This is a genomic window from Pseudomonas sp. Seg1 (genome assembly GCF_018326005.1).
Taxonomy (GTDB): domain Bacteria; phylum Pseudomonadota; class Gammaproteobacteria; order Pseudomonadales; family Pseudomonadaceae; genus Aquipseudomonas.
In genome coordinates this window covers 2,131,422-2,151,608 of sequence record NZ_AP021903.1, presented here as the reverse complement: position 1 = coordinate 2,151,608, position 20,187 = coordinate 2,131,422, and the positions used below count along the sequence as shown (strand labels likewise).

General features: G+C 58.6%; 13 protein-coding genes and 1 other RNA gene. 5 read left to right on the top strand and 9 right to left on the bottom strand.

Annotated elements, in window-relative coordinates:
- Nucleotides 1–184: 184 nt before the first annotated feature.
- The 7 genes from KI231_RS09595 to KI231_RS09565 form a co-directional block, all read right to left on the bottom strand.
- On the bottom strand, nucleotides 185–982 hold the full coding sequence (locus tag KI231_RS09595) for a hypothetical protein (RefSeq protein ID WP_213028079.1): 798 nt from the start codon (nucleotides 980–982) through the stop codon (nucleotides 185–187).
- Between the two features lie 376 nt (nucleotides 983–1,358).
- Nucleotides 1,359–1,455, bottom strand: an RNA gene (gene ffs, locus KI231_RS09590) — signal recognition particle sRNA small type.
- A 146-nt stretch (nucleotides 1,456–1,601) separates the two neighbouring features.
- Complete coding sequence (locus tag KI231_RS09585; RefSeq protein WP_213028078.1) at nucleotides 1,602–2,765, bottom strand: zinc-binding metallopeptidase family protein; 1,164 nt, start codon at nucleotides 2,763–2,765, stop codon at nucleotides 1,602–1,604.
- 98 nt (nucleotides 2,766–2,863) lie between these two features.
- Nucleotides 2,864–5,221 (bottom strand): NAD-dependent DNA ligase LigA, encoded by a 2,358-nt coding sequence (gene ligA / locus KI231_RS09580; RefSeq protein ID WP_103303894.1) that lies wholly within the window; start codon nucleotides 5,219–5,221, stop codon nucleotides 2,864–2,866.
- 89 nt (nucleotides 5,222–5,310) lie between these two features.
- Nucleotides 5,311–6,174: a cell division protein ZipA gene (gene zipA, locus KI231_RS09575; RefSeq protein ID WP_103303893.1), complete on the bottom strand. Its 864-nt coding sequence runs from the start codon at nucleotides 6,172–6,174 to the stop codon at nucleotides 5,311–5,313.
- Nucleotides 6,175–6,433: 259 nt separating this feature from the next.
- Nucleotides 6,434–9,922, bottom strand: a complete 3,489-nt coding sequence (gene smc / locus KI231_RS09570; protein WP_213028077.1) for a chromosome segregation protein SMC — start codon at nucleotides 9,920–9,922, stop codon at nucleotides 6,434–6,436.
- A 2-nt stretch (nucleotides 9,923–9,924) separates the two neighbouring features.
- Entirely contained in the window at nucleotides 9,925–10,584 is a 660-nt protein-coding gene (locus KI231_RS09565; RefSeq protein ID WP_103303891.1) for a GntR family transcriptional regulator, read from the bottom strand.
- Between the two features lie 268 nt (nucleotides 10,585–10,852).
- Here KI231_RS09565 and xdhA point away from each other — a divergent pair, with 268 nt between their 5' ends.
- The 4 genes from xdhA (at nucleotide 10,853) to guaD (ending at nucleotide 17,019) form a co-directional block, all read left to right on the top strand.
- Nucleotides 10,853–12,307: a xanthine dehydrogenase small subunit gene (gene xdhA / locus KI231_RS09560; protein WP_103303890.1), complete on the top strand. Its 1,455-nt coding sequence runs from the start codon at nucleotides 10,853–10,855 to the stop codon at nucleotides 12,305–12,307.
- Nucleotides 12,300–14,699 (top strand): xanthine dehydrogenase molybdopterin binding subunit, encoded by a 2,400-nt coding sequence (xdhB, locus tag KI231_RS09555; RefSeq protein WP_213028076.1) that lies wholly within the window; start codon nucleotides 12,300–12,302, stop codon nucleotides 14,697–14,699. Before xdhA ends, xdhB begins: the two co-directional genes overlap by 8 nt.
- A gap of 144 nt (nucleotides 14,700–14,843) precedes the next feature.
- A complete protein-coding gene (xdhC, locus tag KI231_RS09550) occupies nucleotides 14,844–15,701 on the top strand; it encodes a xanthine dehydrogenase accessory protein XdhC (RefSeq protein WP_213028075.1) in 858 nt (285 codons plus the stop codon).
- A gap of 13 nt (nucleotides 15,702–15,714) precedes the next feature.
- A complete protein-coding gene (gene guaD, locus KI231_RS09545) occupies nucleotides 15,715–17,019 on the top strand; it encodes a guanine deaminase (RefSeq protein WP_103303887.1) in 1,305 nt (434 codons plus the stop codon).
- Between the two features lie 291 nt (nucleotides 17,020–17,310).
- Here the strand turns inward: guaD and KI231_RS09540 are convergent, their stop codons facing one another.
- Complete coding sequence (locus KI231_RS09540; RefSeq protein WP_103303886.1) at nucleotides 17,311–18,075, bottom strand: GntR family transcriptional regulator; 765 nt, start codon at nucleotides 18,073–18,075, stop codon at nucleotides 17,311–17,313.
- 356 nt (nucleotides 18,076–18,431) lie between these two features.
- On the opposite strand from KI231_RS09540, the gene KI231_RS09535 reads away from it, so the two are divergent.
- Entirely contained in the window at nucleotides 18,432–19,628 is a 1,197-nt protein-coding gene (locus tag KI231_RS09535; RefSeq protein ID WP_213028074.1) for a benzoate/H(+) symporter BenE family transporter, read from the top strand.
- 37 nt (nucleotides 19,629–19,665) lie between these two features.
- On the opposite strand, the gene KI231_RS09530 is transcribed toward KI231_RS09535, so the two are convergent.
- Nucleotides 19,666–20,010, bottom strand: a complete 345-nt coding sequence (locus KI231_RS09530) for a YggL family protein (RefSeq protein WP_095189455.1) — start codon at nucleotides 20,008–20,010, stop codon at nucleotides 19,666–19,668.
- Nucleotides 20,011–20,187 lie beyond the last annotated feature (177 nt).

Genomic DNA, 20,187 nt, shown 5'->3' with positions numbered 1-20,187 from the left:
TAAAATTTATGCGCCCACTTACAAGCCACCCACAAACCAAGGTACTCGCCATTTTCTATACACTTGACAATATAAAAAGCGCTAACCATTGCCCAACCAAAAAAATGCCAGCACGCAAAAAACCGCCCAACATATCTATATTCACTTACTTTTCAGCAACCGCTGACAAGCAAAAGCTGCCGATCTAATTAAAAGAAAATCCCACCAACCACATCCAAGGAACGAACATGTAAAAAAACCAGCATAAAAACCAGACACCTGCCCACACCCACGCCCAAACAGCGAAGAAAATCCGACAAGCAAGTGACTGATGAGATATCAAACCCGCTTTTTTTAAATCTGCTTTAAAAGGATCACTACGAAAATTTTCTAACGACCACGCAAGAGCCCCCATTCCGAAACCGATTAAAAAGATCAACCCATAATACCAATGAGGCTGAAATATTAAATCGTAGTACTCACCTTGAAAACCACGCCCGCACAAACACAAAACAACGAAAGCGAAGACAGGCCCCGCCAGCAAGAACAGAGCGTACAGCAAACGGAACCCGATCACACGAAACCGCAGAGAGGCTTTGGAGGTGACTGTAGAGGATAAAATATTAAAATCTTTAACCTCAACAATATTACCAGCGTGGCACTTAACATTTGTAAACTGCACATCTCCCATCTTAGGCGTTAAGAAGTGCCCCCAAAACAACTTAAATCCAAAAATATATAGCGGATTATGGCGAACAAATTTTCGGACCGCCTGCTCGCTAAACACTATTACACTTGCACTATCCTCATCAATAACCGTCGACTGCCCAAACTCCAAATCCAAAGCATACATCCTGCCTTGAGTCTTAACATTGAAAACGAAATCTGTAACAACCTGCTGCGCACTCAATGTTGAATAATGATAGAGAAACCTGGGGGTATGAATAAAAAATAATCTAGAGATAAAAACCCACATACCAACAACAATATTTCGCACTTTCATCCCTGCCACTCCATACTTAAACTACCCACCGAAATCCACCACCAATCAATCCAGGTAGCAACCCATCTTATTTGGAAATATTACACTGCAACCGTTTAGCAATCGAATACTTCGACAACATCAATTCTACTCGGATGATTTTATAGATAAAGATGCAGACTCTCAGTCATCGACAACTTTTTAATAAGAAGCCAAAAATAATTAAATAGCAGCATATCAAGCAGTCTGAAAAACAGCGTTGAGTGGGAATGCTATAAAGGTATATTTAGGAATATGGCATATGTACCGATCGAAACCTCACTGAGGATCCTGACGCTACATTGCTTTAATTTTTTCTGGAAATCCCTGAGCAACAAGGATTTTAAGTGGGTGGTAACCCCACCAGCCACACCCCGGCACACAATGTTCCCGCTGTGGCTGCTGCCTTCCGGCTCTGACCAGGTTCACGGGTAATCGTTGCGGGGGGACCGATGGGGTCACCATAACGACGCTTGCCTGTCGGCGAGCCGCGCCATTGTACCTATCTGAGGTGAAGTTACAACCGTTGGTTGCAGATAAAAATATGAACAGCTTCAAGGACATGCGCCATGCCCGAAAAGATCGCAACCTGCGTCAGCGTTTACAGGGCAAGAACCTCGTCTGCCCGACCGCCCGCCTGCTGGATCACCAGATGAATGAAGTGCAGTTTGGCAATCGCCGGTGCCGGCAGCACGAACGGGTAAAAATCCGGCTGGCCCATGCTGCGTGACAGTTCATTGAGCATGCCGGCCAATTCGATCCACGCGTTGACGAACGAGAGAAACGCCTCGCCGCCGGGATGTTCCGGGTCATACAGCGTGCTGGTGGGAAACGGCTGGTAGTCGAAATCCATTTCCCGCGCGCTCATGCCAAAGCCCAACGCGGTGTCCACAGCGTCCATCATGTGCAGGTAATGCGCCCAGGTTTCTGCCCAGTCTTCCCACGGGTGCATGGTCGCGTAGGCGCTGACGTAGTGCTGCGGCCAGTCCATTGGTGCGCCCTGTTGATAGTGGCGATCCAGCGCTTCGGCGTAACTGGCGCGCTCGTCGCCGAACAGGCTGCGGAATGAATCGAGCCACGGGCCGTTGGCGATCAGGCGATCCCAGTAGTAGTGGCCGACCTCATGGCGGAAATGCCCGAGCAACGTGCGATACGGTTCGTGCATCTGCGCCCTCACCCGCTCGCGGTGGGCGTCGTCGGCTTCTTTGATATCGAGGGTGATCAGGCCGTTGGCATGGCCGGTCATCGGCGCGTTGCCTTCGAGGTCGACGCCGATAAAGTCAAAGGCCAGCCCGGTTTGCTCGTCTACGGTTTTCGGGGTGACCTGCAAGCCGAGGGTGATCAGTTGCGCGATCAGTCGCCGCTTGGCAATTTCGACCTTGCGCCAGCGCTCGGGGTTTTCCGGGTCGGACAGATCGGGGATGGTCCGGTTGAGGCTGCAGGCGATGCACAGGCTGTCGTGGTCGTTGGCCGGCAGCAGCCAGTTGCACGCGGCAGGCGTGTCTAAGTTGGCGCAACGACGGAACAGCCCGGCGTCGGGATCGGCGTCGAGGGTCCAGGTGCCATCCTGCGGCCCCGGTTGCAGCGAAGTCAGGCGACTTTCTTCGGGTTGATAGCCGAGCAACGCATTGCACGCCAGGCACTGGCTGTTGCGAAAGAACAGCGACTGGCCGCAGCGGCACGGCCAGACTTTGCTGTTGCGTGAAGACCCGCCCATGAACGGCGCGACGATGCGAGAACTGAGCTGCTCGAAAAAGCGGTACATGGCGATCTCTCCCTGGGGCTTGCCAAGACTAGATCATTCGCATGACAACATCGTTCCCGCGTTTTGCTGATCGTTCCCACGCGGGAGCGTGGGAACGATCAAACGTTCAGGCCATGGGTTTTGAGGAAGGCGATAAAAGTTTCTTCGTCCATTACCTTCACGCCCAGTTCATTGGCCTTGGTCAGCTTGGAACCAGCGCCGGGGCCGGCGACCACGCAGTGAGTTTTCGCCGACACCGAACCGGCGACCTTGGCACCCAGGCTTTCCAGATGCTCCTTGGCGACATCGCGGCTCATCAACTCGACCTTGCCGGTCAGCACCCAGGTCTCGCCGGACAGCGGCAAGCCTTCGACGACTTTCTTCTCGCTCTGCCAGTGCATACCGAAATCGCGCAGTTGTTTCTCGGATTCTTCCGCCAGTTGCCGATGCTCAGGCAAGGCAAAAAACTCACGTACCGAATTCGCCTGTTTCTCCGGCAGTGCCTGACGCATGTCCAGCCAGTCGGCATTCATCACCGCTTCCAGCGAACCAAACTTGTCCGCCAGTTTTTGCGCACCGCCCGGGCCGACCGAAGGGATGTGCAGTTTGTCGAGGAAACCGCCAAGCGTGGTGCTGGCAGCGAACTCGGCGCCCAACTCGCCTTGGTCCTGAATCTGCAAACCATGGCCGAGCAATTCAGTGATCACCTGTTGGTTATGCGCATCTTCAAAGAAGCTGTGAATCTCGTGCGCCACTTCCAGGCCAACATCCGGCAGGTAGGTCAACACTTGCGGCAACGCCTGCTGAACGCGCTCCAGCGATCCCAATGAGCGCGCCAGGACCTTGGCCGTCTCTTCGCCGACATCGGGAATGCCGAGTGCATAGATGAAACGCGCCAGCCCCGGTTTCTTGCTGTCCTCGATGGCCGCGAGCAGTTTGTTGCTCGACACCTCGGCAAAACCTTCCAGATCGACGATGTCGTCGAATTTCAGCGCGTACAGATCGGCCGGCGAGCTGACCAGACCTTCGTCGACCAGTTGCTCGACGCTCTTGTCGCCCAGGCCTTCAATGTCCATCGCCCGGCGCGAGACGAAGTGGATGATCGCCTGCTTCAGTTGCGCGCCACAGGCCAGACGGCCGACGCAGCGATACACCGCGCCTTCGCTGACGGTTTCCTTGCCTTTGCTGCGCTTGATCAGTTGCGTGCGCTCGACGTGCGAACCACAGACCGGGCAGCTATCGGGAATCTGCACCGCACGGGCGTTTTCCGGGCGGCGATCCATAACCACCTGCACCACTTGCGGAATCACGTCGCCGGCGCGACGGATGATCACGGTGTCACCGATCATCAAGCCCAGACGCGCCACTTCGTCCATGTTGTGCAGCGTGGCGTTGGCCACGGTGACGCCGGCAACCTTGACCGGTTTCAGTCGTGCGACTGGCGTGACGGCGCCGGTGCGGCCGACCTGGAATTCCACGTCGAGCAACTCGGTGAGCTCTTCCATCGCCGGGAATTTATGCGCGATGGCCCAGCGCGGTTCGCGGGCGCGGAAGCCCAGCTCACGCTGATCGGCGATGCTGTTGACCTTGAACACCACGCCGTCGATTTCATAGGCCAGCGAATTACGCCGCTCGCCGATGTCGCGGTAGTAATCCAGGCACTCGCCAATGCCCTTGGCCAGCTTCAGCTCGTGACTGATCGGCATGCCCCATTTCTGCAACTGCTTGAGGTTGCCGATGTGGGTGTCGGCAATATCGTGGGAAACCTGACCAATGCCGTAGCAGCAGAATTCCAGCGGACGGTTGGCGGTGATCTTCGAATCCAGCTGACGCAAGCTGCCGGCCGCAGCGTTGCGCGGGTTGGCGAAGGTCTTGCCGCCGACTTCCAGTTGCGAGGCGTTGAGGCGCTCGAAACCGGCCTTGGACATGAACACTTCACCGCGCACTTCCAGGGTCGCCGGCCAGCCTTCGCCGTGCAGCTTCAGGGGAATGTTACGCACGGTGCGCACGTTGACGCTGATGTCTTCACCGGTGGTGCCGTCGCCGCGTGTGGCGCCACGTACCAGCACGCCGTCCTGATAGAGCAGGCTGACCGCCAGGCCATCGAGCTTGGGTTCGCAGCTGTACTCCACCGCCGCGCCGCCACCGAACAGGTCACCGGCCGGCAGATCCAGCCCTTCGGTGACGCGGCGATCGAACTCGCGCATGTCGGTTTCTTCGAAGGCGTTGCCGAGGCTGAGCATCGGCACTTCGTGACGCACCTGGGTGAACGCGGTGAGCGCCACGCTGCCGACTCGCTGGGTCGGCGAGTCGCTGGTGATCAGTTCGGGATTGGCCGCTTCCAGCGCTTTGAGCTCGTGGAACAACCGGTCGTACTCGGCGTCCGGAATGCTCGGTTCGTCGAGGACGTGGTACCGGTAATTATGCTGATCGAGTTCAGCGCGCAGCTCTAGAATGCGGTTTTTGGCGGCGGTCATGGGGTGTTCTCTCATAAAGCAAAAGAGCAGCCGAGGCTGCTCAATCTATTTGCCGATTGCCTCTTTTTATCGCGAGGCAATCTTTTCAATCAACGCTTCTGGGTCAGGGCGCGGCGTTCGAATTCGACGATGCGCTGACGGTAGTGCTCGATGGTCTGCGCAGTCAGAACGCTGCGCTGGTCATCTTTCAGCTCGCCGTTCAGTTCCTGCGACAGCTTGCGGGCTGCTGCCACCATGACATCGAAAGCCTGCTTAGGATGACGCGGGCCTGGCAGGCCGAGGAAGAAGCTCACCGCCGGGGTGCTGAAATGGTCGATATCGTCCAGATCGAAGATGCCCGGTTTGACCGCATTGGCCATGGAGAACAACACTTCACCGTTGCCGGCCATGCTTTCGTGGCGGTGGAAAATATCCATCTCACCAAAACGCAGACCACTCTCCAGAATGTTCTGCAACAGCGCCGGGCCTTTGAAGCCGGCAGCGTCGCGGCAGATCACGCTGATCACCAGCACTTCTTCGGCTTGCGGCTGATCCTTGTCGACAACAGCAGGCGCAGGCTTGCTGTCTTCAACGAAGTCATCGTCACGGCTGCTGAAGCTCGGGCCGTCATCCAGATCGAGGTTGAGGTTCAGGTCACCTTGAGCCGGACCGTTGCTGCCACGTTTGCCACGCTTCGAACCGGATTCGCGAGGCTCGCGTGCTTCGCGGGCCGGCATGCTCACCGAGGGCAGATCGTGTTCGTCCAGCTGCGGTTCTTTATGGTTGTCCAGCACGCGAGCCGGGCCCAACAGCTCGGCGCTGGTGTCCTCGTCCGGCAGGTTGGACAGACTTCGGTCAAGACGGAATTTCAGTTTTCCCTTGCCGCCGCGCATACGGCGCCAGCCATCGAAAAGAATACCGGCTATCACAATGATGCCGATGACGATCAGCCACTCGCGCAGACCGATTTCCATGTAATCCCGTGCCTCTATAAAAAATGCTGAAAAATAAGGGGTTTACACTGTGCAAACCGCTTTAAAACGTGGCGCCAACTCTATGTTCTGACAGGCGTTTTGCCCACGTATACGAAAAATTGACATTAAACTAGCACGACCAAAGACAACTTTACACCGTCTGTCTCATTGGCTTGCGCGAATATGTCGATTGGCCAGCAAGTCGAACGCGGTAAAAAAGTCCTACAAGACTAAATTACCTTTCCGACACCACGCTGGCTCAGGCGTCCACCATCGCCATCGCCTCCTCGACATCCACGGCTACCAGTCGCGAACAACCCGGTTCATGCATCGTTACGCCCATCAACTGCTCGGCCATTTCCATGGCGATTTTGTTGTGGGTGATGTAGATGAACTGCACGGTCTGCGACATCTCTTTGACCAAGCGTGCGTAGCGTCCAACGTTAGCGTCATCCAGTGGCGCGTCAACCTCATCGAGCATGCAGAACGGCGCCGGATTCAATTTGAAGATGGCAAATACCAGTGCCAGCGCGGTCAGGGCTTTTTCCCCGCCGGAGAGCAAATGGATGGTGCTGTTCTTCTTCCCTGGCGGCTGCGCCATGATCGTTACCCCTGTATCGAGTAGATCTTCGCCCGTCAGTTCCAAATACGCCCGTCCACCACCGAAAACTTTTGGAAAAAGTGCCTGTAAACCGCCATTGATCTGATCAAAGGTATCTTTGAAACGGTTACGGGTTTCCTTGTCGATCTTGCGGATAACGTTTTCCAGCGTCTCCAGTGCTTCGACCAGATCGGCATCCTGCGCATCCAGATAACGCTTACGCTCGGACTGTTGCGTGTATTCATCGATGGCCGCGAGATTGATCGCGCCCAGGCGTTGAATCCGCGCATTGATCCTTTCGAGCTCTTCTTCGGCTTCGCGTTCACTGGCCTGCGCGGTCAATGTGGCGAGCACGCCATTGAGATCGTAGCCGTCTTCGAGCAATTGATCCTGCAAAGCCTTGCGGCGCACGGTCAGGGCTTGCCATTCCATGCGTTGTTGTTCGAGCTGGCCGCGAATCAACTGCGATTGCTGCTCGGCCTGGGTCCGGCGCTTTTCCGCATCGCGCAATTCGCGGTCGGCGTCTTCCAGGGCGATCTGCGCAGTCTTGAGTTCTTCGTCGACGGTCATGCGCTTGTCGAGCAGTTCTTCGAGTTTCAGGCGCAGCTCTTCCAGCGGTGCCTCGCCCTCCTCCAGATTCAGACTCAACTGTTCGCGCTTTTCGGTCAGACGCTCGGCCTGCATTTCCAGACGCTCCAACGCCTGACGCGTGGAATCGTGCTGCGCGCGTAACGAGCCAAGACGCACGGCCAATTGATGCGCATGATCCTTGTGCTGACGCGCTTCCTGACGCACGCGATCAAGGCGCTCGCGCAGGCTGTCGCGCTGGGCCAACAGCAATTCGCGCTGCTCGGTATCCAGTGCCATCGCGTCGAGGGCTTCCTGCAACTGCATGCGCGCTTCGCCGACTTGTTCGTGCTCAAGTTCGCGCTGTTCGCCAAGCTCGACCAGCTCTTCATCGAGGCGTGTGCGGCGCAAAGTCAACTGTTCGGCCTTGGCTTTGCCGGCGGACAGTTGCGCTTTCAATTCACCTTGCTGACGTGCTTCGTCTTGCAGCAAACGACGCAAATGTTCGCGACCGTTTTCCTGCTGACGCTGTTGCGCACGCAGGGTTTGCAGACGGGTTTCCATGGCCTCGACCGTGGCTTCTTTCTCTTCGCGCTCAAGGTGCAGCGCTTCGATTTCCTGGCCACGGGCGAGCATGCCGCTTTCCGCTTCGCTGGCACGACGTACGCGCAGGAAGTGTCGACCGACCCAATAACCGTCACGGCTGATCAGGCTCTCGCCAGCGCTTAATTGTCCACGCAAGGCCAAGGCCTGTTCGAGGCTGTCGACGGGTTTGACCTGACCGAGCCACGGCGACAGATCGATCTGCGCCTCGACCTTATCCAGCAAGCTGCCGGCCACGCGTACGCCATCTGTGCCGGGGCTGAGCAGGCGCAAATCGCCTTGGGTGAAACCGGACAGATCGAAGCCGCTGAAGTCGTCGACCAGCACCGCCTGCAGATCGGCGCCGAGCACGGTTTCCACCGCCAGCTCCCAACCGGCCTCGACCTTCAGGCCTTCGGCCAGGCGCGGACGCTCGGTGAGGTTGTGTTCCTTCAGCCATTCGGCAGTGCCGGTGCCCGGATCGAGTGCGGCTTGTTGCAAGGCTTCCAGCGAAGCCAGGCGACCATTGAGCCGCTGCAAGTCACCCTGTGCCTGCTGCTGCGCGGTCAGCGCTTGCTGTAATTCCTGACGCAGTTGCTCAAGCTTTTCGACCTGCGCTTCTTCGCTGGTCTGCAAATCTTCGAGGGTCGCTTCGGACTCGGCGAGCTGCTCGTTAAGCTCCATGATCGCCGCGTCTTCCGGGTCGGCCGAAAGCAGCGCGCGCTCTTCGCCGAGGCGCTTTTGCCGATCGGCGAGGCGCTCCATGCTGGTTTCCAACTGCTGGATGCGCGACTGCTGCACTTCGGCCTGACGACGCGGTTCGGCGGCGGTCAGGTTGAAGGCGTCCCACTGCTCCTGCCAACCGTGCATGACGCTTTCGGAATCTTCCAGCGCAGCGGCGGCTTCTTCGGCGGCAGCGCTGGTGACTTCCTGCTCGGGGGTGAGCATGTCCAGTTCTTCGCCGAGGGTCAGCAGCAAGGTGCGGTCGTGACCCAGATGCGATTCGGTTTCCAGGCGTGCTCGTTCGGCTTCTTTCAGATCGTCCTGCAACTGGCGCAAACGTTGCTGGCCGTGCTGGATGCTCTGCTCGACCCGGGCGATGTCGCCGCCGACCGAATAGAAGCGCCCCTGCACCAGATTGAAGCGTTCGGACAGATCGTGGTGCCCGTCGCGCAGGCGTTCGATGGCCGCGTCGGCATTGCGCTGTTCTGCGACCAAGGCTTCGAAACTGATTTCCTGAGTGCCGATGATCGACTCGCGCTGGCCGACCTGATCGTTCAGATCCTGCCAGCGCAGGGCCGACAGTTGCGCCTTGAGCTGACGCTCCTCGGCTTTGAATTCCTGATACTTCTTCGCCGCCTCGGCCTGGCGGTGCAGGCGTTCGAGTTGACGCTCCAGCTCTTCGCGCAGGTCGGTCAGGCGAGCAAGGTTTTCGTGGGTGCGGCGGATACGGTTTTCGGTTTCGCGGCGGCGCTCTTTATATTTCGAGATGCCGGCCGCTTCTTCGATGAAGTTGCGCAGGTCTTCGGGCTTGGACTCGATCAGCTTGGAGATCATCCCCTGCTCGATGATCGAGTAACTGCGCGGGCCGAGGCCGGTGCCGAGGAAAATATCGGTGATATCGCGACGACGGCATTTGGTGCCGTTGAGGTAATAGGTGGTCTGGCTGTCGCGGGTGACTTTGCGGCGAATGGAAATTTCCGCGTAAGCCGCGTACTCGCCCAGCAACGTGCCGTCGGAGTTGTCGAAGACCAGTTCGATGCTGGCCTGACTCACCGGTTTACGGCTGGTCGAACCGTTGAAGATGACGTCGGTCATCGACTCGCCACGGAGGTTCTTCGCCGAACTTTCGCCCATCACCCAGCGCACGGCGTCGATGATGTTCGACTTGCCGCAACCGTTCGGCCCGACGACTGCCGCCATGTTACTGGGGAAGTTCACCGTGGTCGGGTCGACGAAGGACTTGAATCCCGCCAGTTTGATGCACTTGAGCCGCACGCTTAGGCAACCGTCAGGGCGGACACCACCAGATCGCAGCTGCGCTGGGCGTAAGCCGTCAGCACGATGCGGATCTGCGGCAAATCACGGGCAAGCACGGCGGCCAGCAGGCGCTCGAACAGTTCGAGGAACTCGCTCATTTCGGCCTTTCGCTGTTCGAGGGCAAGGAAGTAGGCGCGGCTCATGGCCGGCTGCAGGTTCTCGACGGTCTCTTGCAGGTACGGGTTGTTGGCGAACGGATAGGCAGCGCGCATGACGCTGAAGCTGTCGTCGACAAAACTGCGGATGTCCTGGCGCTCGTAGCTGGCGGTCAGGCGCTGCTGGATCTGCACGAACGGCGCCATGTCCGACTGCACTTGCCAGCCGTTGGCCACCGAATTGCCGAGCAGGATGTACAGCTCGCTCATCAGCGTGCACAGGCTCTGCACCTTGTGCGGCGTCAGTTCGGTGACGTGCGCGCCACGGCGCGGCAGGATCGCGATCAGGTGGCGGCGTTCGAGGATCAGCAAGGCTTCGCGGACCGATCCGCGGCTGACATTAAGTGCCAGCGTGACCTTCTGTTCCTGGATGCGCTCTCCCGGCTTCATTTCGCCACGAATGATGCGTTCGGCGAGGTGGTGAGCAATTTGCTCGGCGAGGCTGTCCGGCGCCTTGAACGTCATGGTTGTCCTTCAAACTCTATCGATCTGCACAAGCGGCGCAGTGTAGCGCAAATGCACGGGCATGGCGGAGTGCCCACTCAGCGGTTTTTGGCACGAATCCCGCAAAAAAGCGGGGTGACCGATGAGGGTCAATACTGAATAGACACGTTGCTGATCGACGAAACGTATTTTCCTGACCTTTAAGTCAGAAAACCATTGACCGAAAAGTCAGACCTGCTAAATTCGGTTCACGTCGGTTAACAACAATAATGAGTCTGCGAGGCCTTCCGTGATCCAGTTTTTACTTAACCAGGAACTCCGTAGCGAGCACGCCCTGGACCCGAATCTGACTGTGCTCAATTACTTGCGTGAACACGTCGGCAAATCCGGTACCAAAGAAGGTTGCGCCAGCGGCGACTGCGGCGCTTGCACCGTGGTGGTTGGCGAGTTGCAAACGGATGACGATGGCCGCGAACACATTCGCTATCGCAGCCTCAACTCGTGCCTGACATTCGTTTCGTCACTGCACGGCAAACAACTGATCAGCGTCGAAGACCTCAAGCACAAAGGCGAACTGCACAGCGTGCAGAAAGCCATGGTCGAGTGTCACGGCTCGCAATGCGGTTTCTGCACCCCGGGTTTCGTCATGTCGCTGTTCGCTCTGCAAAAGAACAGCGATGCGCCGGATCACGCCAAGGCCCACGAAGCGCTGGCCGGCAATCTCTGCCGCTGCACCGGCTACCGGCCGATTCTGGCGGCTGCCGAGCAATCGTGCTGCGGCAAACAACCGGACCAGTTCGATGCCCGCGAAGCGGAAACCATCGCCCGCCTGAAAGCGATCGCCCCGACCGATATCGGCGAGCTGAACAGTGGCGACAAGCGCTGCCTGGTGCCGCTGACCGTCGCTGACCTGGCCGATCTCTACGACGCTTACCCACAAGCCCGCCTGCTTGCCGGCGGCACCGATCTGGCGCTGGAAGTCACCCAGTTCCACCGCACCCTGCCGGTGATGATCTATGTCGGCAACGTCGCCGAAATGAAGCGCATCGAAACCTTCGAAGACCGCATCGAAATCGGCGCTGCCACCGCCCTCTCCGACTGCTACGAAGCGTTGAACGCCGAGTACCCGGACTTCGGCGAACTGTTGCACCGCTTCGCCTCGCTGCAAATCCGTAACCAAGGCACGCTCGGCGGCAACATCGGCAACGCCTCGCCAATCGGTGATTCGCCTCCGCTGCTGATCGCCCTCGGCGCGCAAGTCGTGCTGTGCAAAGGCGAAACCCGGCGCACGCTGAACCTCGAAGATTACTTCATCGACTACAAAGTCACTGCCCGTCAGGAAAGTGAGTTCATCGAGAAGATCATCGTCCCGCGCGCCAGCGCCGAGCAGTTGTTCCGCGCCTATAAAGTTTCCAAGCGTCTGGACGACGACATCTCCGCCGTCTGCGCCGCGTTCAACCTGCGCGTCGAAAACGGCGTGATCAGCGATGCGCGCATGGCCTTCGGCGGTATGGCAGCAATTCCGAAACGCGCGGCTCACTGTGAAGCCGCATTGATCGGCCAGCCGTTCAACAACGCCGTGGTCGAACGCGCCTGCGCCGCACTGGCCGAAGACTTCACACCACTCTCGGACTTCCGCGCCAGCAAGGAATATCGCCTGCTCAGCGCGCAGAACCTGCTGCGTAAATACTTCATCGAACTACAAACACCGCACATCGAGACTCGGGTGACCGCTTATGTCTAACCATCACGCCGTAGAGAAGACCCAGGCTGAATTGGCCGAGCTGTTCGCCAAGGACCTGACCACCGGTGTCGGCCGCAGCGTAAAGCACGACAGCGCCGCCAAGCACGTGTCCGGTGAAGCGCAGTACATCGATGACCGTCTGGAATTTCCGAACCAGTTGCACCTGTATGCACGCATGTCGGACCGCGCTCACGCGAAAATCATCAGCATCGACACCTCGCCGTGCTACGCCTTCGAAGGCGTGCGCATCGCCATCACCCACGAAGACGTGCCGGGCCTGAAAGACATCGGCCCATTGATGCCGGGCGACCCGCTGCTGGCCATCGATGACGTGCAATTTGTCGGTCAACCGGTGCTCGCCGTTGCCGCGAAGGATCTGGAAACCGCGCGCAAGGCCGCCATGGCCGCGATCATCGAATACGAAGACCTCGAGCCAGTGCTCGACGTGGTCGAAGCCCTGCGCAAACGCCACTTCGTGCTCGACAGCCACACCCATCAGCGCGGCGATTCGGTCTCGGCACTGGCGACCGCTGAACATCGCATTCAGGGCACGCTGCACATCGGCGGCCAGGAACACTTCTATCTGGAGACGCAAATCTCCTCGGTGATGCCCACCGAAGACGGCGGCATGATCGTCTACTGCTCGACGCAGAACCCGACCGAAGTGCAGAAACTGGTCGCCGAAGTGCTCGACGTATCGATGAACAAAATCGTCGTCGACATGCGCCGCATGGGCGGTGGTTTCGGCGGCAAGGAAACCCAGGCCGCCAGCCCGGCGTGCCTGTGCGCCGTGGTTGCGCACCTGACTGGCCAACCGACCAAGATGCGCCTGCCGCGCGTCGAAGACATGTTGATGACCGGCAAGCGTCACCCGTTTTACGTCGAGTACGACGTCGGTTTCGACAGCACCGGGCGCCTGCACGGGATCAACATGGATCTGGCTGGCAACTGCGGCTGTTCGCCGGACTTGTCCGCCTCGATCGTTGACCGGGCGATGTTCCACTCGGACAACTCCTACTACCTCGGCGATGCGACCATCCACGGGCACCGCTGCAAGACCAACACCGCGTCGAACACGGCTTACCGTGGTTTCGGTGGCCCGCAAGGCATGGTCGCGATCGAGGAAGTGATGGACGCGATTGCCCGTCACCTGCAGCTTGATCCGCTGGCTGTGCGCAAGGCCAACTACTACGGCAAGACCGAGCGCAACGTCACCCATTACTACCAGACCGTCGAGCACAACATGCTCGAGGAAATGACCGCCGAACTGGAAGAAAGCAGCCAGTATCACGAGCGTCGCGAAGCGATCCGCCGCTACAACGCCAACAGCCCGATCCTGAAAAAAGGCCTGGCGCTGACCCCGGTGAAATTCGGTATTTCCTTCACAGCGAGCTTCCTGAACCAGGCCGGTGCGCTGATCCACATCTACACCGACGGCAGCATCCACCTGAACCATGGCGGCACGGAAATGGGCCAGGGGCTGAACACCAAAGTCGCGCAGGTCGTGGCTGAAGTGTTCCAGGTCGAGATTGATCGTGTGCAGATCACCGCGACCAACACCGACAAAGTACCGAACACCTCGCCGACAGCGGCGTCCAGCGGCGCCGACTTGAACGGTAAAGCGGCGCAAAACGCGGCTGAAATCATCAAGAAACGCCTGATCGAATTTGCTGCCCGGCATTACAAAGTCAGCGAAGAAGACGTGCAATTCCACAACGGTCATGTGCGCGTCCGCGACCACATCCTGACCTTTGAAGCGCTGATCCAGCAGGCGTATTTCAATCAGGTTTCGTTGTCGAGCACCGGGTTCTACAAGACCCCGAAAATCTACTACGACCGTAGCCAGGCCCGTGGTCGGCCGTTCTACTACTTCGCCTTCGGCGCGGCGTGCTGCGAAGTGATCGTCGACACCCTGACCGGCGAGTACAAGATGCTCCGAACCGACATCCTTCACGATGTGGGCGCCTCGCTGAACCCGTCCATCGACATCGGTCAGGTCGAGGGCGGTTTCATCCAGGGCATGGGCTGGCTGACCATGGAAGAGCTGGTCTGGAACAACAAAGGCAAGCTGATGACCAACGGCCCGGCCAGCTACAAGATCCCGGCGGTGGCGGACATGCCGCTCGACCTGCGGGTGAAGCTGGTGGAAAACCGCAAAAACCCGGAAGACACGGTGTTCCATTCCAAGGCTGTCGGTGAGCCACCGTTCATGCTCGGGATTGCGTCGTGGTGTGCGATCAAGGATGCGGTGGCGAGCCTCGGTGACTATAAGCATCAACCGCAGATTGATGCGCCGGCGACGCCGGAGCGGGTGTTGTGGGGGTGTGAGCAGATGCGTCAGCTCAAGACCGTGAAAGCGGTCGAGGCTGAGACTGAACTGGCTCCGCTTTAAGACCGAGGCGCGGCCAATCGCTGGCAAGCCAGCTCCCACAGGGTTCTGCGGTGTTTATCCGATATGCGTTACACCGCAAATCCTGTGGGAGCTGGCTTGCCAGCGATGAGGCCCGAACAGACAACGATGTTGTAGGGGTGAACTATGTACAACTGGATCGACGCCCTCGCCGACCTGCAGAACCAGGGCGAACCCTGTGTGCTGGTGACGATCATCGAAGAACTCGGCTCGACCCCGCGTAATGCCGGCTCGAAAATGGTCGTCAGCGCGAAACAGACCTTCGACACCATCGGTGGCGGGCATCTGGAATACAAAGCCATGCAGATCGCCCGCGAGATGCTCGCCAGCGGCAAGCAGGACACCCATCTGGAGCGCTTCAGTCTCGGCGCCAGTCTGGGCCAGTGCTGCGGCGGCGCCACCGTGTTGCTGTTCGAACCGATGGGCCAGGTGCAGGCGCAGATTGCCGTGTTCGGCGCCGGCCATGTCGGCCGTGCCTTGGTACCGTTGCTTGCCGGCCTGCCCTGCCGGGTGCGCTGGATCGATTCGCGGGAAGAGGAATTCCCCGAACAGATTCCCCACGGCGTGCGTAAAATCGTCGCCGAGGAGCCTGTGGATGAAATCGATGACCTGCCCGCCGGCAGCTACTGCATCGTCATGACCCACAACCATCAGTTGGATCTGGAGCTGACCGCCGCCATCCTCAAGCGCAACGATTTCACTTGGTTCGGCCTGATCGGCTCGAAGACCAAACGCGCCAAATTCGAACACCGTCTGCGTGATCGCGGTTTCGACGCCAGCGTCGTGCAACGCATGCGCTGCCCGATGGGCATCAGCGAAGTCAAAGGCAAATTGCCTGTGGAAATCGCCATCTCCATCGCCGGCGAAATCATCGCCACCTATAACGCCAATTTCGGCCAGCACACCGCCAGCGCCGAACCGATTGCCAAACTGCTGCCCGTTTCGCGCCGCAGTGAAGCCGCCAAACTCAAAGCCTCAAATTGATTAGAGAACCCTCATGCCTCTGACTCGCAAAGCCTACCGCGCCGCCATCCTGCACAGCATTGCCGACCCTGCCGAAGTCGGGATCGAAGCCTCCTACGAATATTTCGAGGATGGCCTGCTGGTGGTCGATGGCGGCAAGATCAGCGCCCTCGGCCACGCCAGTGATTTGCTGCCGACCCTGCCGGCGGACATCGAAATCGAGCACTACAAAGACGCGCTGATCACCCCGGGCTTCATCGACACCCACATTCACCTGCCGCAAACCGGCATGGTTGGCGCCTATGGCGAGCAACTGCTCGACTGGCTCAACACCTACACCTTCCCGTGCGAAAGCCAGTTCGGTGACAAGGCGCACGCCGACGATGTCGCGGATATTTTCATCAAGGAACTGCTGCGCAACGGCACTACCACTGCGCTGGTGTTCGGCAGCGTGCACCCGCAGTCGGTGAACTCGTTCTTTGAGGCGGCCGAGAAGCTTGATCTGCGGATGATCGCCGGCAAGGTGATGATGGACCGCAACGCCCCGGACTACCTGACCGACACCGCTGAGTCGAGCTACGTCGAGAGCAAGGCGCTGATCGAGCGCTGGCACGGCAAGGGCCGCCTGCACTACGCGGTGACCCCGCGTTTCGCCCCGACCAGCACCCCGGAACAACTGACCCTCGCCGGGCAACTGCTGACCGAATACCCGGATCTGTACATGCAGACCCACATCAGCGAAAACCTCAAGGAAATCGAGTGGGTCAAGGAGCTGTTCCCGGAGCGCAAGGGCTACCTCGACGTTTACGACCACTACAAGTTGCTCGGCGAGCGCTCGGTCTTCGCCCACGGCGTGCACCTGTGCGACGACGAATGTGCGCGTCTGGCGGAAACCGGCTCGGCGATCTCGTTCTGCCCGACTTCGAACTTCTTCCTCGGCAGCGGCTTGTTCAATCTGCCGATGGCCGAGAAGCACAAGCTGAATGTCGGTCTGGGCACTGACGTTGGTGGCGGTACCAGTTTCTCGCTGCTGCAAACCTTGAACGAAGCTTACAAAGTGATGCAGTTGCAGGGTGCGCGGCTGAGTCCGTTCAAGTCGCTGTATCTGGCGACGCTGGGCGGTGCACGGGCGCTGCGTCTGGAAGACAAGATCGGCAATCTGCAACCGGGCTCGGATGCCGACTTCCTGGTGCTGGATTACAACGCCACGCCGTTGCTTAGCTATCGCTTGAAGCAGGCGAATAACATAGCCGAGACGTTGTTTGTGTTGATGACGCTGGGGGATGACCGCACGGTGCAACAGACGTATGCGGCGGGTGCGTTGGTGCATCAGCGCTGAGTTTTCCCGACACATGATCGTTCCCACGCTCCGCGTGGGAATGCCTCTGGGGACGCTCCGCGTCCAGTGACGCGGAGCGTCACGGGCTGCATTCCACGCAGAGCGTGGGAACGATCAGGCAGGCATAAAAAATCCCCCAGAGCTTTTCAGCCTGGGGGATTTTTATTGCCTGTCAGATCGCTATCGCTGGCAAGCCAGCTCCCACAGTTTTTTGTGGTGTTTACCCATTTGCACTACACCACACATCCTGTGGGAGCTGGCTTGCCAGCGATTGGGCCAACTCGGTCTGACTTAGAGTTTCGCCGCAGGACGCCCCGGCTTCTTGGTCTGCAACAAATGCGAGAACACCGCATGCAGATCATCGGACGCGCCTTCCTCGTCGAGGTTGAGCTTGCTGTCGATGTGATCCATGTGATGCATCATCAGATTCACCGCCAACTCACCGTCACGTTTCTCGATCGCGTCGATCAACTGGGTGTGCTCGTCATAGGAGCAATGCGAACGGTTGCCGCTTTCATACTGGGCAATGATCAGCGAAGTTTGCGAGACCAGGCTGCGCTGGAAGCTGATCAGCGGGGCGTTTTTTGCCGCTTCAGCGAGCTTCAGGTGAAATTCACCCGACAGGCGAATACCGGCGCCACGATCACCACGCGAGAAACTGTCGCGCTCATCGTTGACCATCTGCCGCAGTTCGGCAATCTGTTCGGCAGTGGCGTGCAGCACGGCCAGTTCAGTGATCGCGCGCTCGACCAGACGGCGGGCCATGAACACCTGGCGTGCTTCTTCAACGCTCGGGCTGGCGACGACGGCGCCACGGTTCGGCCGCAACAGCACGACGCCCTCATGGGCCAGACGCGACAAGGCGCGGCGAATGATGGTGCGGCTGACCCCGAAAATTTCCCCCAGCGCTTCTTCGCTCAACTTGGTGCCGGGCGCCAGACGCTGCTCGAGGATGGCCTCGAAGATATGCGCGTAGACAATATCGTCCTGGGTTCCGCTGCGGCCGGCTTTGCCTGCTCGCGGTTGTTTCTTGAGGGGTTGCAACTGTTCGTTCATGGGCACTCGAGTCGGAAGAACTGCGGCGAATAGACCGTGACTGTAATACGGCACAGTAGGTCGCTGGCAAGTATCGCGTAAAAAACAGCGCGATTGTACACAATGGATGGTGGCAACACGACTGTATGGCTGTTTGTGACCACGGCTGTATTGCAACGATCCGTTACGATTGAGTTTAGGCTTGATCACAGAATCCGCCTTCAGCGCACAATTCCTGTGGGAGCGAGCCTGCTCGCGAAAACCATTTCACATTCAATATGAATGTTGACTGACACACCGCTTTCGCGAGCAGGCTCGCTCCCACAAGGGTTTGCGTCACAGGGGACATCTTCATCCGCATAAGGAACACCGCCGTCATGAACGACGCCACGCACACTCAACTGCGTCCCTTTTCCGACACATCGCCTTCGGCCATCGTCGCCGGTTTCATTGCGATGATGACCGGCTACACCAGTTCACTGGTGCTGATGTTCCAGGCCGGGCAAGCGGCGGGCCTGACCAGCGGGCAGATTTCCTCGTGGATATGGGCGATTTCGATCGGCATGGCGGTATGCTCCATCGGCCTATCGCTGCGCTATCGCACACCCATCACCATCGCCTGGTCGACACCCGGCGCCGCATTGCTGATCACCAGTCTTGGCGGCGTCAGTTACGGCGAAGCCATCGGTGCCTATGTCACTTGCGCCGTGCTGGTGACGATCTGCGGGCTGACAGGCAGTTTTGAACGTTTGGTGAAAAAGATCCCGGCATCGCTGGCGGCGGCATTATTGGCGGGGATTCTGTTCAAGATAGGCAGTGAAATTTTCGTCGCCGCGCAACACCGCACCGGTCTGGTGCTGGGGATGTTCTTCACTTATCTGCTGATCAAACGCCTGTCGCCACGCTATGCCGTGCTAGCTGCACTGCTGATCGGCACCGCGCTGTCGGGCTTTATGGGCCTGCTGGATTTCAGCGGTTTCCACCTGGAGGTGGCGACACCGGTGTGGACTACTCCGCACTTCTCGCTGGCAGCGACCATCAGCATCGGCATTCCGTTGTTCGTGGTGGCGATGACCTCGCAGAACATGCCCGGCATCGCCGTCCTGCGCGCCGACGGCTATAACGTGCCGGCATCGCCGCTGATCACCACCACCGGCATCGCCTCGCTGTTACTGGCGCCGTTCGGCTCCCACGGCATCAACCTCGCGGCCATCAGTGCAGCCATCTGCACCGGGCCACACGCCCATGAAGACCGCAACAAACGTTACACCGCAGCGGTGTGGTGCGGGATTTTCTACGGGATTGCCGGGGTGTTCGGCGCCACATTGGCGGCGTTGTTCGCCGCGTTGCCGAAGGAACTGGTGCTGTCGATTGCCGCATTGGCGCTGTTTGGTTCGATCATCAATGGCTTGAGCATTGCCATGACCGAAGTGAAGGAACGCGAAGCGGCGTTGATTACCTTTATGGTGACGGCGTCGGGGTTGACGCTGTTTTCCATCGGCTCGGCGTTTTGGGGGATTGTCGCGGGGGTTTTGACGCTGCTGATTCTGAACTGGCGTAAAGCGCAGGCATAAAAAAACGGCGACCCTCAGGTCGCCGTTTTTTTCAGTATCACTTAGCCGCGTTGATCGGCTTTTCCGGATACCAAACGTCCAGCAGCGGGCTGATTTCAGCCTTGGTCAGCTCGGAACGGTTTTTCAGCCAGGCTTCAACGGCAGCGCGCTGCTCTTCGTTGACCGAGCCACGCTTCTGCAGGCAAACCAGACCGAAGTCGTCGCCGCCTACATAACCCAGACCGTTGGCTTCCATGGCTTCTTTGATGAAGGCTTCGAGGAAAGCGTCAATGGCTTCTTCGGACAAGTCTTCTTTGAAGTCCAGGTTCAGTTCGAAACCCAGCTCTTGAAATTCATCAACGCACAGTTTTTTGCGCAGACGCTGGGAACGGTTAGTCGCCATTGGAACAATCCTCTTAAGTAATAACGGCCGGCACTTTACCAGTTTAAGCGGTCAATTGCCCGATTCTCTGGACTGCGCAGCCGACCGCCTGTAAAAAAATCACGGATTAGCCACCCGGGGACGGCACAAGCGGTTACACCTTGGGGCATAATGCCGACACTTTCGTGACCACTGAGG

Bases quoted from the DNA above. Each gene is read 5' to 3' on its own strand.
- KI231_RS09565 (WP_103303891.1), bottom strand. From the start codon at position 10,584: ATGACGTTCAAGGCGCCGGACAGCCTCGCCGAGCAAATTGCTCACCAC.
- KI231_RS09530 (WP_095189455.1), bottom strand. From the start codon at position 20,010: ATGGCGACTAACCGTTCCCAGCGTCTGCGCAAAAAACTGTGCGTTGAT.
- ligA (WP_103303894.1), bottom strand. From the start codon at position 5,221: ATGACCGCCGCCAAAAACCGCATTCTAGAGCTGCGCGCTGAACTCGAT.
- KI231_RS09535 (WP_213028074.1), top strand. From the start codon at position 18,432: ATGAACGACGCCACGCACACTCAACTGCGTCCCTTTTCCGACACATCG.
- KI231_RS09540 (WP_103303886.1), bottom strand. From the start codon at position 18,075: ATGAACGAACAGTTGCAACCCCTCAAGAAACAACCGCGAGCAGGCAAA.
- KI231_RS09595 (WP_213028079.1), bottom strand. From the start codon at position 982: ATGAAAGTGCGAAATATTGTTGTTGGTATGTGGGTTTTTATCTCTAGA.
- zipA (WP_103303893.1), bottom strand. From the start codon at position 6,174: ATGGAAATCGGTCTGCGCGAGTGGCTGATCGTCATCGGCATCATTGTG.
- xdhB (WP_213028076.1), top strand. From the start codon at position 12,300: ATGTCTAACCATCACGCCGTAGAGAAGACCCAGGCTGAATTGGCCGAG.
- guaD (WP_103303887.1), top strand. From the start codon at position 15,715: ATGCCTCTGACTCGCAAAGCCTACCGCGCCGCCATCCTGCACAGCATT.
- xdhC (WP_213028075.1), top strand. From the start codon at position 14,844: ATGTACAACTGGATCGACGCCCTCGCCGACCTGCAGAACCAGGGCGAA.
- KI231_RS09585 (WP_213028078.1), bottom strand. From the start codon at position 2,765: ATGTACCGCTTTTTCGAGCAGCTCAGTTCTCGCATCGTCGCGCCGTTC.